This is a genomic window from Streptomyces sp. NBC_00442 (assembly GCF_036014195.1).
Classification (GTDB): domain Bacteria; phylum Actinomycetota; class Actinomycetes; order Streptomycetales; family Streptomycetaceae; genus Streptomyces.
Genome location: NZ_CP107918.1, coordinates 981,838 through 996,481 on the forward strand (window position 1 = coordinate 981,838; position 14,644 = coordinate 996,481).

The 14,644-nt window shown below is 73.2% G+C and carries 13 protein-coding genes and 1 pseudogene; 6 read left to right on the forward strand and 8 right to left on the reverse strand.

Annotated elements, in window-relative coordinates:
• Window positions 1–228: 228 nt before the first annotated feature.
• Window positions 229–642, reverse strand: a complete 414-nt coding sequence (locus tag OG432_RS04515) for a phage holin family protein (RefSeq protein ID WP_328307938.1) — start codon at window positions 640–642, stop codon at window positions 229–231.
• 145 nt (window positions 643–787) lie between these two features.
• On the opposite strand from OG432_RS04515, the gene OG432_RS04520 reads away from it, so the two are divergent.
• From OG432_RS04520 to OG432_RS04530, 3 genes and pseudogenes are all read left to right on the forward strand, one after another.
• Window positions 788–1,621 carry a class I SAM-dependent methyltransferase gene (locus OG432_RS04520; protein WP_328307941.1) on the forward strand — a complete coding sequence of 278 codons (834 nt, stop codon included), beginning with the start codon at window positions 788–790 and terminating at the stop codon, window positions 1,619–1,621.
• A 79-nt stretch (window positions 1,622–1,700) separates the two neighbouring features.
• Window positions 1,701–1,961 (forward strand): annotated as a pseudogene (locus OG432_RS04525) (LuxR C-terminal-related transcriptional regulator); the annotation flags it as partial.
• A gap of 83 nt (window positions 1,962–2,044) precedes the next feature.
• A complete protein-coding gene (locus OG432_RS04530; RefSeq protein ID WP_328307944.1) occupies window positions 2,045–2,395 on the forward strand; it encodes a VOC family protein in 351 nt (116 codons plus the stop codon).
• 18 nt (window positions 2,396–2,413) lie between these two features.
• Here the strand turns inward: OG432_RS04530 and OG432_RS04535 are convergent, their stop codons facing one another.
• The gene (locus OG432_RS04535) at window positions 2,414–3,670 is read right to left on the reverse strand and encodes a M48 family metallopeptidase (protein WP_328307946.1); all 1,257 of its coding nucleotides are present in this window, start codon (window positions 3,668–3,670) and stop codon (window positions 2,414–2,416) included.
• A 416-nt stretch (window positions 3,671–4,086) separates the two neighbouring features.
• The gene (locus OG432_RS04540) at window positions 4,087–6,054 is read right to left on the reverse strand and encodes a DUF5107 domain-containing protein (RefSeq protein ID WP_328307948.1); all 1,968 of its coding nucleotides are present in this window, start codon (window positions 6,052–6,054) and stop codon (window positions 4,087–4,089) included.
• Window positions 6,055–6,298: 244 nt separating this feature from the next.
• Between OG432_RS04540 and OG432_RS04545 the strand changes: the two genes are divergently transcribed.
• Window positions 6,299–6,643 carry a DUF6204 family protein gene (locus OG432_RS04545; RefSeq protein WP_328307950.1) on the forward strand — a complete coding sequence of 115 codons (345 nt, stop codon included), beginning with the start codon at window positions 6,299–6,301 and terminating at the stop codon, window positions 6,641–6,643.
• Between the two features lie 140 nt (window positions 6,644–6,783).
• Here the strand turns inward: OG432_RS04545 and OG432_RS04550 are convergent, their stop codons facing one another.
• Both OG432_RS04550 and OG432_RS04555 read right to left on the reverse strand, forming a co-directional pair.
• The gene (locus OG432_RS04550) at window positions 6,784–7,362 is read right to left on the reverse strand and encodes a GNAT family N-acetyltransferase (RefSeq protein ID WP_328307952.1); all 579 of its coding nucleotides are present in this window, start codon (window positions 7,360–7,362) and stop codon (window positions 6,784–6,786) included.
• A gap of 78 nt (window positions 7,363–7,440) precedes the next feature.
• Window positions 7,441–7,680 (reverse strand): LapA family protein, encoded by a 240-nt coding sequence (locus OG432_RS04555; protein WP_328307954.1) that lies wholly within the window; start codon window positions 7,678–7,680, stop codon window positions 7,441–7,443.
• Window positions 7,681–7,906: 226 nt separating this feature from the next.
• Between OG432_RS04555 and OG432_RS04560 the strand changes: the two genes are divergently transcribed.
• A complete protein-coding gene (locus OG432_RS04560; RefSeq protein WP_328307956.1) occupies window positions 7,907–8,638 on the forward strand; it encodes a GntR family transcriptional regulator in 732 nt (243 codons plus the stop codon).
• Window positions 8,639–8,682: 44 nt separating this feature from the next.
• Window positions 8,683–9,786 carry an adenosine deaminase gene (locus tag OG432_RS04565; protein WP_328307957.1) on the forward strand — a complete coding sequence of 368 codons (1,104 nt, stop codon included), beginning with the start codon at window positions 8,683–8,685 and terminating at the stop codon, window positions 9,784–9,786.
• On the opposite strand, the gene OG432_RS04570 is transcribed toward OG432_RS04565, so the two are convergent.
• The 3 genes from OG432_RS04570 to OG432_RS04580 all read right to left on the reverse strand — a co-directional run bounded on the left by OG432_RS04570 (window position 9,767) and on the right by OG432_RS04580 (window position 14,632).
• Window positions 9,767–11,551, reverse strand: a complete 1,785-nt coding sequence (locus OG432_RS04570; protein WP_328307958.1) for a CocE/NonD family hydrolase — start codon at window positions 11,549–11,551, stop codon at window positions 9,767–9,769. The genes OG432_RS04565 and OG432_RS04570 overlap by 20 nt on opposite strands.
• A 169-nt stretch (window positions 11,552–11,720) precedes the next feature.
• Window positions 11,721–12,656, reverse strand: a complete 936-nt coding sequence (locus OG432_RS04575; protein ID WP_328307959.1) for a S66 peptidase family protein — start codon at window positions 12,654–12,656, stop codon at window positions 11,721–11,723.
• The gene (locus OG432_RS04580) at window positions 12,653–14,632 is read right to left on the reverse strand and encodes a S9 family peptidase (RefSeq protein ID WP_328307960.1); all 1,980 of its coding nucleotides are present in this window, start codon (window positions 14,630–14,632) and stop codon (window positions 12,653–12,655) included. The genes OG432_RS04575 and OG432_RS04580 overlap by 4 nt, the downstream gene beginning before the upstream one ends.
• Between the last annotated feature and the right edge of the window lie 12 nt (window positions 14,633–14,644).

Sequence of the window (14,644 nt, forward strand, 5' to 3'; positions counted from 1 at the left end):
CGGCGTCCACCGGACGGCGCGACACCGCGCCGGGGGGCGGCAGGACCCCTTCGGGTACCGCCCGCCGGGCGCGCGGCAGTTGGGGATTCCGCGGAGGCGGTGCGGACGACGCGGACGGGACGCACGGGCCCGGCGGGCACGTCGGCCGATGAGGCCCGGGTCACACGGCTTGCGTGGCGTACGCCATACCGGCTGCGCGGCGCGTCGGCGGTCCGTGTCGTGAGCGCCTCAGCGGTTCCTGTCGTGCGGCGTGTCGAGCGGGCTGTGGGGTGCCTCGGGGGCGACCGGCGGGACGGGCGGCACGACCGGGGCGCCGGGCGGCACCCCGGGTTCCATCGGCGCGGTGATCCGGTCCGGCGGCGTGCCCCGGGCGCCACGGGCGCTCCTGCTCAGCAGCACGGCGGCGCCGAGCAGCAGGACGGCGACGATCAGCGCCGCCGCCCAGTAGGGCAGCGCCAGGCCGAGCACCAGGAGCAGGAACGCGGTGAGCGCGGCGCCTCCGTAGAGCCCGGCCGCGCCGGCTCCCGCGTACATCCGCGCGGCGTGGCGCTGCTTGCTGGTCTGTTCGCGCAGCTCGTCCCTGATCGCGTCCCGGACGACCTGGGAAAGCTGCTCCGGCAGATTCGGCAGGTTCGTTTCCATGGCGGCCGAGTACCCCCGGCCCCTGTCGCCAGTCCCGGCGGAGCGCGCACCATCCGTCCATATATCAAGACGCGTATCTCATTATCTGGCGGCGCCTCCTAAAGTGGACGCAGCAGCGGGGCAGTTCGGCGAAAGGGAGTCAGCCATGTCACAGGACACACCTCGGGCGCAGCGGGGCGAGAGCGCGGTCTACACCCACGGCCACCACGAGTCCGTCCTGCGCTCCCACACCTGGCGCACCGCCGCCAACTCGGCGGCGTACCTCATCGGCGAGCTGAAGCCGCACATGCGGGTCCTGGACATCGGCTGCGGGCCCGGCACCATCTCCGCCGACCTGGCCGCGCTGGTCCCGGAGGGTCACGTAACGGCGGTCGACCACGCTCCGGGCATCGTGGAGCGGGCCCGCGCACACGCCGCCGACCGAGGCCTGGAGAACATGTCGTTCGCGGTGGCGGACGTCCACGCGCTGGACTTCCCCGACGACACGTTCTGCGTCGTGCACGCCCACCAGGTGCTGCAGCACGTCGGAGACCCGGTGCGGGCGCTGCGCGAGATGCGCCGGGTCACCAAGCCCGGCGGGATCGTCGCGGTGCGCGACAGCGACTACGGGGCCTTCACCTGGTACCCCGAGTCCCCCGTCCTCGACGGATGGCTGGAGCTGTACCACCGGGTGGCGCGGGCCAACGGGGGCGAGCCCGACGCCGGCCGACGGCTCAAGTCCTGGGCGCTGGAGGCCGGTTGTACCGATGTCACCTCGTCGGCGAGCACGTGGTGCTTCGCCACCGCGGAGGAGCGCGCCTGGTGGAGCGGGCTGTGGGCGGAGCGCACGGTCGCCTCCTCGTACGCGGATCTGGCGGTCGACGGCGGACACGCCACGGCAACGGAACTGGCCGCGGTCTCCGAGGCCTGGCACGCCTGGGGCGCGCAGGACGACGGCTGGTTCATGGTGCCGCACGGCGAGATCCTGTGCCGCGTGTGAGTGACGTCCGGGGACCGCGCGGTTCGGCGCCCCCGCCGTTCGGGGACCTCGCCGTCCGCCGATCCCATGGGCCCGGGTCGTGGGATATCTGCTGAAGGACCGGGTGGGCAGGGTGGAGGAATTCCTGTCCGCACTGGAGCGGGTGCACGAGGGTGGCACGGTGTTCGATCCGGAGGTGGTGCGCCGCCTTCTGTCGCGCACCCGTCACACCGACGATCTCGATCTGCTCACGGACCGCGAGCGCGTCGTGTTGACGCTCATGGCCCAGGGCTGGACCAACGCGGCCATCGCGCGGCACCTGCTCGTCTCCAAGAGCGCGGTGGAGAAACACACCAATGCGACCCTGCCCCGCCCGCGGCCGTGTGCGCACCGCACCGGTCGATCGCCTGCCGTGGACGATCTCACCCAACTAGGCTTCGGCGCATGGAGATTCTCGGGACCACGCTGCGCATCTGCGTCGACGACCTGGAGAGCGCGATCGTCTTCTACGAACGCGTCACCGGCAGTCGGGCGCTCCGTTTCGACCGTGGGGGCGTGTCCGTCGCCGCCGTGGGCGCCTTCCTGCTGATGAGCGGTCCCGCGGCGGAGCTGGACGTGCTGCGCAAGGTGGCGGCGACGGTCGCCGTCCAGGACGTCGACGAGGCACACGCCGTCCTGACCGGGGCGGGCGCCCACGTCGTGGCCGGCCCGGTCGCGACGCCCGCGGGCCGCAATCTGATCGCCGTCCACCCCGACGGTTCCGTCTTCGAGTACGTCGACCGCAAGCCGGCGTGACGGGGCCCGGGGCCGTGCTCACCCCGCCAGGTCGCGGATGACATGGCGGGCGATCGTCGCCCGGACGGCCGCCATTTCGGCGGCGATCGCCGCGGCCGCCTCCGGGCCGACGACGACGGCCGCCTCGGCCGGCTCCCCCGCCTCGATCAGGTGCCGGCGCAGATGGGTGGGCGGGTGCGTGGAATCGACGCTGTGGCCGCGCAGCGCGCTGACGCGGCGCCGCCGCTCGTACTCGCGCTCGGAGACGGTGGCGGCGCGCCGCGCGATCCGCTCCCACAGGCCGTCGGCGGCCGCCCGCGGTGCGGCGCCGCCGATCCGCGTCTGCGCGCGGACGGACTCCGTACGCAGGGCCGAGCGGATGGCGTCGCCGATGAGGAGCCGGTCCATCAGGGCGGCGGCCGCCGCGGTCGAGGCGACGCGCGCCGCCGCACGGTCCGCGAGGTATTCGGAGCGTTGCGAGCTGCGCAGGGTGAGACCCTCCAGGAGCAGCGCGATCCCGTACACCCCCCATCGGGGCACGGCCATGAGCGCGTCCGTGGCGATCTCCGGGATGGTCCGGTGACGGTGCAGGCTGTGGGCCGGGGTGAGGAAGTACAGCCAGTGGTTCAGGGAGGACAGGGCGGTACCGATGAAGAAACCGTGCCGCAGGTCACCGTTGGCGTAATGGCCGAGTTCGTGACCCAGCAGGGCGACGCGCTCCTGCGGGTCCAGGGCCTCCCACAGACCCAGCCCGATGTGCAGCGCACGGCGTCCCTTGATGCCGTACGTCGTGACGAAGGCGTTGCAGTCCCCGTCGACGACCACGATGTCGACGCCCCGCGTCCCCACCGCCGACGCGACGTCGTCGACCAGCTCGTAGAGCCGCGGCGCGTCCGCCCTGAGCAGCACCTGTGCGGTGTCGGGCAGCCGGTGGAACCGGGGCCGCAGTACGACGGCGGTCACCAGGAGAATGATCCCGAGGGCGCACTGCAGGATGCTGTTGCGGCCGAGCACCATCAGCAGGACGCCGCCGACGGCCAGCGTGGCGGTGACGCCGTGCACGGCCAGCGCGACCGCGCGGGCGAGGGCCCCTGAGCGGTCCCCCTTGGCGGAGGCGGCGTCCGGTCCCGCGAGCAGCTCGGCGTGCAGCTGCTCGCCGTAGCGGTGGGCGAGGCGGCGCTGCGTCGCCTCGAACCTGCTGCGGGCCGGTTCCTCGCCACCCGGATCGACGTTCCAGTCGCAGGCGGTGCACCACGTGGCGAACCGGTCGTCGCACGGAATGTCCGCGCCGCACATCGGGCATGCCGTCGACTTCCCGACGGCAGGCGTGAGTTGTTCCCCCACTGGGACGTACCCCCCGCCCCATCGGCTCCCCCCGGAGCCGCCCCGGCAAAGGCGCACTGTAGCCCACCCCCGAGGGGCCCCGCGCCGGTACGCCCCCCTGGCCGGCATGCCCCCGCTTGCGCCGGCGCCGTGTCGCGGCCATGGGGTCTGTCCGGCGGATCTGGTTGGCCTTGGTTCCGGGTGTGTTTTCGGTGGTGGTGAGCGGGGGTCTGGTGCGTCCAGCTGTACGGCGGAGGAGGGCGGCGACGCGATGGGGGTCCCCCCCTTGTTCTAGCGGAGCCGAGAACGAGGGGGAGTCGGCACCCGACGGCAACGCGGCAGATGGGCGGGCCGGGCCGCGCGTGCCGTCAGGATCCGCCGGACAGACCCTAGTCCTCGGGCCGCATGCGGTACTGGTAGCGGTCCGGGAGGGGGTCGTCGGTGAGGCGGGACCACAGATCGTTGAGGATCTCGGCGCCCTCGCGCAGGTCGGCGACCTCGAAGCCCGCGTCGAAGAGGGCGCGCGCGGCGTGCGGGTCGCCCTCCGCCAGGAGGAGTTGGGCCTCGACGAGGCGGAAGCGGCCGCGTTCGCGCACGGCGGGGCGCAGCCGGGCCCATATCGCGCGGGCGTCGGCGGGGCGGCCCGCCAAGAGCAGCGCATCCATCGCCTCGCGGCCGAGCGCGGCGTCGGCCGCCGTCCAGGCGTCGCCCTCCCTGCGTTCCTGGCAGAAGTCGTCGTACGCCTCGGCGTAGCGGTCGGCCGCGCGGCTGGCGTGCCCGGACAGCTGGTCGGCGACGGCGAGGCAGCGCAGCAGCGGCCAGCGCGACGGGGCGAGCGGCAGGCCGCGCTCCCAGCTGCGCACCGCTTGGGCGCGGTCACCGGCGTGCCATTGGGCGATGCCGAGGTGGTACTCGGTGAGCGGGTCGGCGGGCGCCGTCTCCAGCATGTCGCGCCAGTGCGGTGCGACGAGGGTGGGGCCGGGCGGGGCCACCTTGCGCGGTTCGGGGAACACACCCGCTCGCAGCAACTCCAGCCAAGGCAGCTGTTCTTGAGTGAGCGTCAGATCGGGGAACGGGGTGCCGGGCAGCTTCGCTCCCGTACGCAGGACTTCGAGGGCGCCCCAGCCCGAGCCGGTGGCGAGGCTCTCGCCGGGCTCGGCGTCGGCGAAGGGACGCCAGGCGGCGTAGGCCGCGTCCACCGTGGCGCGGGGCAGGGCCCGCTCCAGACTGGCCTCGGCTTCGGCGCGGGCCGCCGCCCAGTCGGGGCCGTGCACGAGCGGGGCGTCGGTGGCCAGCGGGCCGTACGCCTCCAGCCAGGCGAATTCGGCGCCCGGGTCGAGCGGCGCGTGCTCCAGCTGGGTACGGGCGAGGCCCGCCTGGATTTCGGCGTATCCGACGGTGCCGGGCTCGGTCAGCCACTCCTGCCAGCGGCGCCCGCCGCGCCCCGAGCCCCACAGGAACAGTTTGCGGCCGCGCGGGGTGTCCGTGGAGGTCTGGACGAGGCCGTGCCCGCTGTCGTCGAGCGAGGCGATCCAGCGGCGGGCGCCGTCGGGGACCTCGTAGAAATAGTCGGCGGGGTGCTCGCTGCGCAGCGGGTAGGTGCGGTCGATGCCGTCGAGGACCGGCACGGGCACCCGGCGCAGGGTGCGCTCGTACCCGAAGTGCCAGGCCTCGTCGGCGGGAGCGAGCACGCGGGTGCGCTCGCCCTCCTCGACGGCGATGTTGGACCACCAGTAGACGGGCGCGGTCCGCTCGTGCGGGTTGCGGACGCGGACGCCCACGTACAGGAAGTCGGAAGCGTCGGGCAGCCAGAGGTCGACCTGGAAGGGGAGGTCGCGCAGCCGTTCCCACTCCCACAGGCGGACCATCTGCCCGCCGTCCGGCGCCGGGACGAGCGCGGCGTGCAGGGGGGCGCAGGACAGGGTGGTGTGGCCGGTGGCACCGATGTTCCACTCGATGCCGCCGGAGAACCAGGCGCCGTTGAGCGCGAAGTCGGCAGGCTGGAACACCGGGTTGGTGTAGAGCAGTTCGCGGCCGGTGGGCTTGTGGAACAGGGAGTGCACGCGGCCGCCGAGACCGGGCAGCACGGTGGCGCGCAGCCGGTCGTTCTCGATCACGATCGTGTCGAGCTCGACGGTGCCGCGCTCGCGCCCGTAGCCGTCGAGGACCCGCACCGGCAGCAGCGTCTCCAGCGGGGCGTATCCGATCTGGCGGGCCATGTCCCGCGGCAGCCCCTCGCGTGCGCGCTCGTCGAGTCGGTGCAGTTCGTCGCGCGGGCGCAGCGCGGGCAGCGGGTTCGCCTCGCCCAACGGGGCGCCGGGCAGGGTCAGTACGGCACGTCGCACGGTCGTGGCCAAGGCAGCCTCACTCCCTCGTACGGGGCTTCGGCGGCTCTTTCGGCCGATCCCCCGATGACCATGGAACACCGCGCCACTGACAACGGCCAGGGGCACCCCGGGTCAGGATTGCGCAAAGGCCGAGCGGACAGGGGCCGGGGCGGCTGCGCGCGGCGGGCCGGATGCCGTATATCGATCGACAGGATCCGCTCCATGGGCGACGATCTGTCCGCAACGGACAGGCGGTACGGAAGGACAGCGGGACATGAGCGAGCAGCACACCTACCGGGTCATCGTGCGCGGAGTGTGGGACGGCCTGAGCGAGGACTCGCGGGTGCGACTGCTGGCCGAGGCCGACGACCACGGGCTGACCGCGATGACGTTCACGCAGGAGGGCTCGCTCGCCTACGACCGCACCCTGAAGCACTTCTCGTGGCGCTTCACCGTGGTCTCCGACGCCGCCGACGGCGACGAGATGGCCGGCGCGATCGCCGAGGACCGGGCCGAGTCCGCGCTCTCGGCGCTCGGCCACGGGTTCCGCGATCTGCGGTCGACCGTGACCGACCTCGACACCATGAAGATCAACTACAAGGGCGGCGGCCGGCGCTGAGGGAGCCTCGGCCGTTACAGCTCCCTCAGCCGGGCCCGGCCGGCCCCGGCCGGTCGGAACGCGGCTCCGGGGACACCGAGCCCGCCGTCAGCACCCCATGAGCAGGAGGCACCGCGCGCCGAGACGTTGTCCCCGCGCCGTCATTCCATCCCCCGCGCGCCGGGTTCCTCACCGCCCCGCTCCGTCATCTCCTTGGTGATCGCCCACCGTTCGTGGTCGCGCCACGCGCCGTCGATGAAGAGGAAGTCCGGCGAGTAGCCCTCCAGGCGGAAGCCGGCGCGGCGGACCAGGTTGATGGAGCCCTCGTTGCGGGGCTGGATGTTCGCTTCGAGGCGGTGCAGGCCGAGCCGGGTGAAGGCGTGGCGGACGATCAGGGTCAGGCCCTCGCTCATCAGGCCGCGGCCGGCCGCCGGGGCGAACGCGCCGTAGCCGAGCGCGCCGCTCTGGAAGGCGCCCTCCACCACGTTGTTGATGTTGATGAATCCCGCGATGCGGCCGTCGCCGCGCTCGCACACCAGGTAGCCGTGCCGGGCCGGATCGTCGAGGAGGCGGTCCACGTAGCTCGCGTACGCGTCGGGGTCGGCGGGCGGGAAGAGCCAGGGGGCGTGCAGTGGGCGGCTCGCCGCGGCGAGGGCGGTGAATTCGTCGGCGTCCTGACGGGTGAAGGTGCGTATGCCCACGCGGGGGCCCTCGGCGAGGTAGCCGGACTCTGTTCCCATCGGGTCAGGTTACTGATCCACCCGCCCGCAAGGACACGTGCTCCGCGGGGCGGTTCTCGGTCCGCGCCCGTCCGCCCCTCACCTGCTGCGCCTCCTCAGGACGTAGCCGCAGCAGAGCCCGACCACGAACACCGCGAGCAGGGCGAGGTACAGCGGCATGGTGACCTCGGGGATCAGCAGCCGGATCTTGACGCGGCGGGTGTTCTCGAAGATGAAGACGAGCGCCAGGATCGCGAGGACCAGGACCGCGATCCTGCCCGGCGTGACGACGCCGCCCGCCCTGCTCCGCGTACTGCTCGACTCGCCCCTGGGGCTCATGGGCCACCCTTCCGCTCGTGTCCGCCGTGTCCGGTCGTGTCCGCCGCTCGTGTCCGCGCGCGATGCCGCAGCTCCGTTGCGCCCAGCGTGCCGGATGCGCGGGTACGGGGTGCGGTGGAGCGAGCCGTACGGGTGAGCCATGGGCCGCGCGCCGAGCATGGGGCCGCCTTGTCAGACAAGCAGGCGCCGGGCATGCTGGGCTTCCGGTACGTCGAGGGGTGGAGCCATGGCAGGGAGCGGACAGCGGCGCAGGCCGGTCGTGGCGCTGTACGAGCGGATCGCGGACGCGATCCACGACGGCACCTATCCCCCGGGCTCGACACTGCCCTCGGAGCCGAAGCTCGCCGGCGAGCTCGGGGTGAGCCGGCCGGCCCTGCGCGAGGCCCTGCTCCTGCTCCAGGAGGACGGGCTGCTGTCGGTACGGCGCGGGGTGGGCCGCACGGTCAACGACCGGCCGCCCCGGCGCGGCTTCGAGCACGTGCAGCCGCTGGACGACCTGCTCGGCCCGGTGCGGGTGCGGGCCCTGCTGCGCAGCCGTGAGGAGCCCACCGACTTCACCGCGCAGCACCTGCTCGCGCCCGCCGGGTCCGAGCTGCGGTTCTGGGAGTCATTGCTGGTCGGGGCGGATCTTGCCGTTGCGCTCAGCCATGAGTGGGCGGCTCCCGAGGATGTTCTGGAGCGGCTGCACCCGGCCTTTGCGGACGCGCTGGCCGCCGAGCCGGCCTCCTCGATGCTCAGCGTCCTCGCGGACGCCTCGCGGGCCGTGGCGCTGACCGCGCACAGCGGGGTGAGCGCGACGCTGCTGGGGCGGCGCAGGGGCGAGCAGCTCGACCGCCCGGCGGACACCCCGGCCGTGCTGATCACCCAGGTCGTACGGGTCGACGGCACTCCGGTCATGGCCGCGAAGCACATGCTGCCGTCGGGGGCGCCCGCCCTCGCGGTCCTTCAGTCGAATTAGTCGCCGGGGTGGTCGGTGGGCGGCACGCTGTACACTCCCGCCTCATGCACTTGTCAGACAACCTTGCCGCCGCCGCTCCGGTCACCCCCGCGGAGTGGATCCGCCGCGCGCCGAAGGCCGTCCTCCACGACCACCTCGACGGCGGTCTGCGCCCCGCCACCATCGTCGAGCTGGCCCGCGCCTGCGGTTACACCGCGCTGCCGACCGAGGACCCGGTCCAGCTCGCCCTCTGGTTCCGTGACGCCGCGGACTCCGGCTCCCTCGAGCGTTACCTGGAGACCTTCGCCCACACCTGCGCGGTGATGCAGACCCGCGAGGCCCTGCACCGCATCGCGGCCGAGTGCGCCGAGGACCTGGCGGCCGACGGCGTCGTGTACGCGGAGGTGCGCTACGCGCCCGAGCAGCACCTGGAGGGGGGTCTGAGCCTCGACGAGGTCGTGGACGCCGTGAACGAGGGCCTGCGCGAGGGCGAGCGCCGCACCGGCGGCAGGATCACGGTGCGCGCGCTGCTCACCGGCATGCGGCACACCCGGCGCTCCCTGGAGATAGCCGAGCTGACCGTCGCGCACCGCGACCGCGGGGTGGCGGGCTTCGACATCGCGGGCGGCGAGATCGGCAACCCGCCGGCCGAGCACCTGCCCGCCTTCCAGCACCTCAAGCGCGCCAACTGCCACATCACCATCCACGCCGGGGAGGCCGTGGGCGCGGAGTCGGTGCACGAGGCGGTCCAGGTGTGCGGTGCCGAACGCATCGGGCACGGTGTGCGGATCACCGACGACATCGGCGCCGACGGCACGCTCGGACACCTCGCCGCGTACGTCCGCGACAACCGGATCGCCCTGGAGGTCTGCCCGACCTCCAACCTCCAGACGGGCGCGGCCCTTTCGTACGAGAAGCACCCGATCGACGAGTTGCGCAGGCTCGGCTTCACGGTGACCCTCAACACCGACAACCGCCTGGTGTCCGGCACGACGATGAGCGAGGAGTTCCAGCACATGGCGGACGCCTTCGGCTACGGTGCGGACGTCTTCGAGGAGTTCACCGTCGCCGCGGTCGAGGCGGCGTTCCTGCCGCTGCCGGAACGCCGTCGCATCATCGACGAGATCGTGCGTCCGGGCTACGCGGCGCTCAGTTCGACCTCCCGCTGACGACGGGCAGTTGGAGCGTCCCCGTGTCGCCGGGGGCGCTCACGACGGTGACCGGCTTGATGCCCTTGTTGCCGAGGTAGGCGTCGTCGCTGGCGGCGATGGCGAACTCGATGCGGTGCCCGGCCTCGTAGCGGTGGGCGATGCCGGGCAGGGCGACGGTGAACGGTTGGGTGACGTCCGGCACCCTCACTGGCGCGACCAGGCGGCGCACCAGTGTCTTGGTGCCGTCGGGCGCCACGTCGTAGAGCTTGGCGAACAGGACGAGCTTGTCGGCGGCGTCTCTTGAGTTCTGTGTCCTCCTGGCCGTGGGCGAGGACACCTTGAGCGTGGCCTTCGCCGAGCCGACCACGTCGACGGGGGCCGCGAGCGGGTCGGTGTCCCAGCCGAGGTAGGTGCCCGGCGTGTCGTACGGCGCCGGGTCGGGCAGCCCGATCATGCCGGCCAGCGAACTCTCCGAATGGCTCGTCGGCACAAGGGCGTTGGTGTACGTACGGCTGCCGCGCGCCACCTTCGCGCGGTTGTCGACGAGCTTGCCGTCGCCGGAGAGGTACATCTTCTGCGTGAGCGGCGGAACCTTGGCCGCCTCGCCGTAGCCGCTCTGCCAGTCGCGGTAGTACGCGAAGGCCGGCCCGGTGTCGGTGTGCCTCAGCCCTCGCAGGTAGCGGTCGAACCAGGACAGGATGCGCCGACCGGTATAGCTGCTCTCCATGTTGCCCTTGGACAGGTCGAGTTCGCCGGGCGCCTGACCGCCGCTGTGGCCCCAGGACTGCCAGATCATCTTGGTGGTGGTGCCGTTGCCCTTGAGCGTGTTGTACGTCGCCGTGGCCTCGTTGAGGTTGAACAGGCTGTCGGTCTGTCCCTGGATGAGCAGGGTGGGGGCCTCGACCCGGTCGAGATAGGTCACCGGGGAGACGCTGCGGGCGTAGCGCAGCATCGCGGCGGTGGGGGCCGCGGGGTAGCTGCCCGAGTTCAGCAGGCCGATCGTCTTGCAGGCGTCGGGGGCGAAGTGCACGCAGCCGAGCGTGCCCCAGCGGGACGGGTCGAGGTTGGGCAGCGTGATCGGTTGGCTCTCGCCGATGAGGTAGAACCCGTTGGTCCACTGCCACTTGAAGGCGCCCGGCACGGTACGGTCGGCGGCGTTGTTGGGGTCGAGCGCGTACGACAGGTCGTTCCAGGTGATCATCGGGACCAGTGCGTCGACGCGGTGGTCGACGGCCGCCGTCGCCATCTGGATGGCGCCGCCGTAGGAGCCGCCGATCATGCCGACGCGCGGGTCGCCGGGGCGGTCCCGGGTGACGAAGTCGATGCGCGTGCCGTCGTCGGCGGCGCGGGTCCCGGCGAGGAAGTCGATGAGGCGGGACGCGGCGCGGCCGTCGGTGCCGGGAGCGTCCAGGGAGATGAGGCAGCCGGACTCGCCGAAGCCGAGCCCCGAGTAGGCGAGGGTGACGTAGCCGCGGTCGGCGAACGCCTTGGCGGTTCCGGTGGTGGAGCCGTCCGACTTGCTGCCGCCGAAGCCGTTGGTGGTGAGTACGGCGGGCGCGGGGTGCCGCTTGTCGACGCCGGCCGGGCGGTAGAGATCGGCGTCGATGGCGCAGGTCCGGTCGCCCGCGCGGACCGTGAACTTCAGGGGTGTGACCGTGACGTGGCCTGCGGTGGGAGCCTGTGCGGCGGCGGGCGCGGCCGCGAGCAGCGGTACGGCGAGCGCCGCGCCGAGAGCGGCCGCCAGCGGCTTGCGGGATCTGGGCACGGTAGGGCGACGGGTCACGGTGTCCTCCACGGCGAGCGGGCCTACCGATCGGTAGGCCCGGCGCCCTCATGCTGTGACACGTCATGGATCACGTCAACGCCTCGGACGCACAAGGTTGTTGATGCGTGTGGGGGACACGGAGGATGGGCTCGGGGGGCGGTCCCGGCCGCACGATCGGGCTCCCCCGTCAGATGAGGGCGGGCGTCTCCAGGGTGAGGGTGCCCCGGTCCGCGTCCAGGACCGCGGGCGCGCCCAGCGGCATGGTCAGGGCGTTCGCGCAGTGCCCGAAGCCGAGGTTCTCCACGACGGGCACGCCCACGCGGCCGAGGCGCTCGTACAGCACCGGGCGCACCCTCTCCTCGTAGGGGCCGCACTCCTGCCAGGAGCCGAGCGCGATGCCGGTGACGCCCTCCAGGCGTCCCGCGCGCAGGAGTTGGGTCAGGGCGCGGTCCAGGCGGTAGTCCTCCTCGCCGATGTCTTCGAGCAGGAGCAGGCCGCCGGCGGACGTCGGCCGGGCGTGCGGGGTGGCGAGTTCCGCGGTGAGCAGGGAGAGGCAGCCGCCGAAGGTGACGCCGCGGGCCCGGCCGGGCACCAGGGCGCGGGCGCCCGGCCGGCCGAGGGTCATCGCGGCTTCCGGCTCGAACAGGGTGGTGCGCAGGGATTCCTGGGCGGCTGCGTCGGTGACGAAGGACTGTGCGGAGGCCATCGGGCCGTACAGGGTGGACAGGCCGAGACGGACGGCGAACGCCTCGTGCAGGACGGTCGTGTCGCTGTAACCGATGAGCACCTTGGGGCCCGCGGCCCGCATCGCCTCCCAGTCGAGGAGGTCGACCATGCGCTGGGCCCCGTAGCCGCCGCGGGCGCACATCACCGCGTCGACGGCGGGGTCGCACCAGGCGTCCTGGAAGTCGCGCGCCCGCTTCTCGTCCTCGCCCGCCAGATATCCGAACCGTGGGTGCCGCTCGGCCACCTGAGGACCAGCGACCGCATCGAGGCCCCAGCCGCGCAGGACGTCGAGCCCGGCCCGCAGCCGGTCCTCGACGACGGGTCCGCTGGGCGCGGTGACGGCGATCACGGCGCCGGGGCGCAGCCGGGACGGGCGGGTGAGGGCCGTCACGCTCACTTGGTGAGCTCCAGGAGCGGGATGTCGTTCCTGTCGATCGCGAACACCTGGGCGTACAGGGAGAATTCGGCTTCGAGAGCGCGGATCATGGTGTCCGCCCGGCGGAAGCCGTGGCCCTCGCCCTCGAAGGTGAGGTAGGCGTGCGGGATGCCGCGGCCGGCCATCTTCTCCAGGAATTCCTCGCACTGTGCGGGCGGACAGACCGCGTCGTCGAGGCCCTGGAGCAGCAGGAAGGGGGCGGTGACGCGGTCGGCGTGCCGGCCGGGCGAGCGTTCGCGGTAGCGGCCGGGCTGTTCGGCGTAGGGGCCGACCAGGCTCTCCAGGTACTGCGATTCGAAGTCGTGGGTGGTGGTGAGCCAGCTCGTGAGGTCGAGCACGGGAAAGCTGATGGCGCCGCAGGCGTACACGTCGGTGGTGGCGAGGGAGGCCGCCGTGGTCCAGCCGCCCGCGCTGCCGCCGCGGATCGCGATGCGGCGCGGGTCGGCGGTGCCCTCGTCGGCCAGGGCGCGGGCGACGGCGGCGCAGTCCTCCACGTCGACGACCCCCCACTGTTCGCGCAGTCGGTTGCGGTAGGCGCGCCCGTATCCGCTGGAGCCGCCGTAGTCGACCTTGACGACGCCGATGCCGCGCGAGGTGAAGTACGCGGTCTCCAGGTCGAGCACGAGCCGTACGTTGCTGGTGGGGCCGCCGTGCACCCAGATCACGTAGGGCGGCAGTTCGTCGGCCGGGCCGGTCCGGTCGGGGCTGTGCGGCGGGTAGACGTGCGCGTGGATGTCCCGTCCGTCGGGCCCGGTGAAGGTGCGGACCAGCGGCTCCGGGTAGTAGGCGGGGTCCACCCTGTCGGTGTGGCCGCAGCCGATCACGCGGGCCCGGCCGGTGGCGGTGTCGAGTTCGACGAGCTCGACGCCGCTGCGGGGGCTCGCGGCCACGCCGACGACACGGCTGCCGTGTGCGGCGAGCGTCGCGCCCCACTGGGTCCACGGCCCCGCGGTGTCCACGAGGTCGCCGCTCTGCGGGTCGAGTATGCCGAGCGTGGTGGCGCCCCTGCCGTGCACGACGGCGATCAGTCCGCTGCTCAGGGGCTGGAACCAGCGGCGCCCGACCTGCCACAGAGGACCGGCGAACTCCTCCTCGCGCGGACACGGCGCGGTCGCCGCCCCCGACCCGGGGTCGCCGCGGTACAGGTTCCACCAGCCGTCGCGGTCGGAGCTGAACAGGAGCTGCCCCTCGGCGTCCCACTCGGCCTGGGCGATGGATTCCTCGGGGCCTCCGGCGACGGCACGGGCCGCGTGCAGCAGGCCGTCCTCGCCGACGTCCGCGACGATCAGCTCGGTGCCGTCCCACGGCATCCGCGGGTGGTCCCAGGCGATCCAGGCGGCGCGCAGGCCGTCCGGCGAGAGCTGCGGGCCGGTGACGAAACGGTGCCGTTCCGCACTCAACTCCCTTACCGCGCCCCGGTGTTCGGCGGCCGACCCGTCCAGGGGGACGGCCGCGATCACCCGGCGCACGTCGGTGGGGGCCGCGCCGGTGAACTCCTCCAGGACGCACCACACTTCGCCGCGCTCCAGGTCGATCCGCGGATCGACCCAGCGCAGCCCCGCGCCGGCCGGGGAGAGCGGGGTGAGCGGGCGCGGCGGCGCGGTGGTGTCCGGCTCGAAGGCGTAGAGCCGCTGGTCGGCGAAGTGCGCGAAGACGATGAGGGGGCCCCGGCCGGCACGGGTGGCGCCGTGCCAGGGTGTGCCGCCGTACTCCATGACCCGGGTGCGCACGTCCCACGGGCGGGGCAGGACCGCCTCGGCGTCGCCGTCGGGGCGGCGGCGCACCAGGGCGCTCCGGCCGCCCTCGGCGGGCCGCGCCTCGGTCCACCACAGGTCGTCGCCGACCATCCCCACATGGTCGGGGTATCCGTCGTGGGTGACCGCGACGGCCGCGTCGATCGGCGACGGCCAGCTTCCGTAAGCCCCGGTGGGCACCATCGTGACAACTCT

What these genes read in the sequence shown, in the direction of transcription:
- OG432_RS04530 (WP_328307944.1), top strand. Translation starts at nt 2,045, where the DNA reads ATGGAGATTCTCGGGACCACGCTGCGCATCTGCGTCGACGACCTGGAG.
- OG432_RS04515 (WP_328307938.1), bottom strand. Translation starts at nt 642, where the DNA reads ATGGAAACGAACCTGCCGAATCTGCCGGAGCAGCTTTCCCAGGTCGTC.
- OG432_RS04520 (WP_328307941.1), top strand. Translation starts at nt 788, where the DNA reads ATGTCACAGGACACACCTCGGGCGCAGCGGGGCGAGAGCGCGGTCTAC.
- OG432_RS04550 (WP_328307952.1), bottom strand. Translation starts at nt 7,362, where the DNA reads ATGGGAACAGAGTCCGGCTACCTCGCCGAGGGCCCCCGCGTGGGCATA.
- OG432_RS04560 (WP_328307956.1), top strand. Translation starts at nt 7,907, where the DNA reads ATGGCAGGGAGCGGACAGCGGCGCAGGCCGGTCGTGGCGCTGTACGAG.
- OG432_RS04580 (WP_328307960.1), bottom strand. Translation starts at nt 14,632, where the DNA reads ATGGTGCCCACCGGGGCTTACGGAAGCTGGCCGTCGCCGATCGACGCG.
- OG432_RS04545 (WP_328307950.1), top strand. Translation starts at nt 6,299, where the DNA reads ATGAGCGAGCAGCACACCTACCGGGTCATCGTGCGCGGAGTGTGGGAC.
- OG432_RS04535 (WP_328307946.1), bottom strand. Translation starts at nt 3,670, where the DNA reads ATGTGCGGCGCGGACATTCCGTGCGACGACCGGTTCGCCACGTGGTGC.
- OG432_RS04565 (WP_328307957.1), top strand. Translation starts at nt 8,683, where the DNA reads ATGCACTTGTCAGACAACCTTGCCGCCGCCGCTCCGGTCACCCCCGCG.
- OG432_RS04555 (WP_328307954.1), bottom strand. Translation starts at nt 7,680, where the DNA reads ATGAGCCCCAGGGGCGAGTCGAGCAGTACGCGGAGCAGGGCGGGCGGC.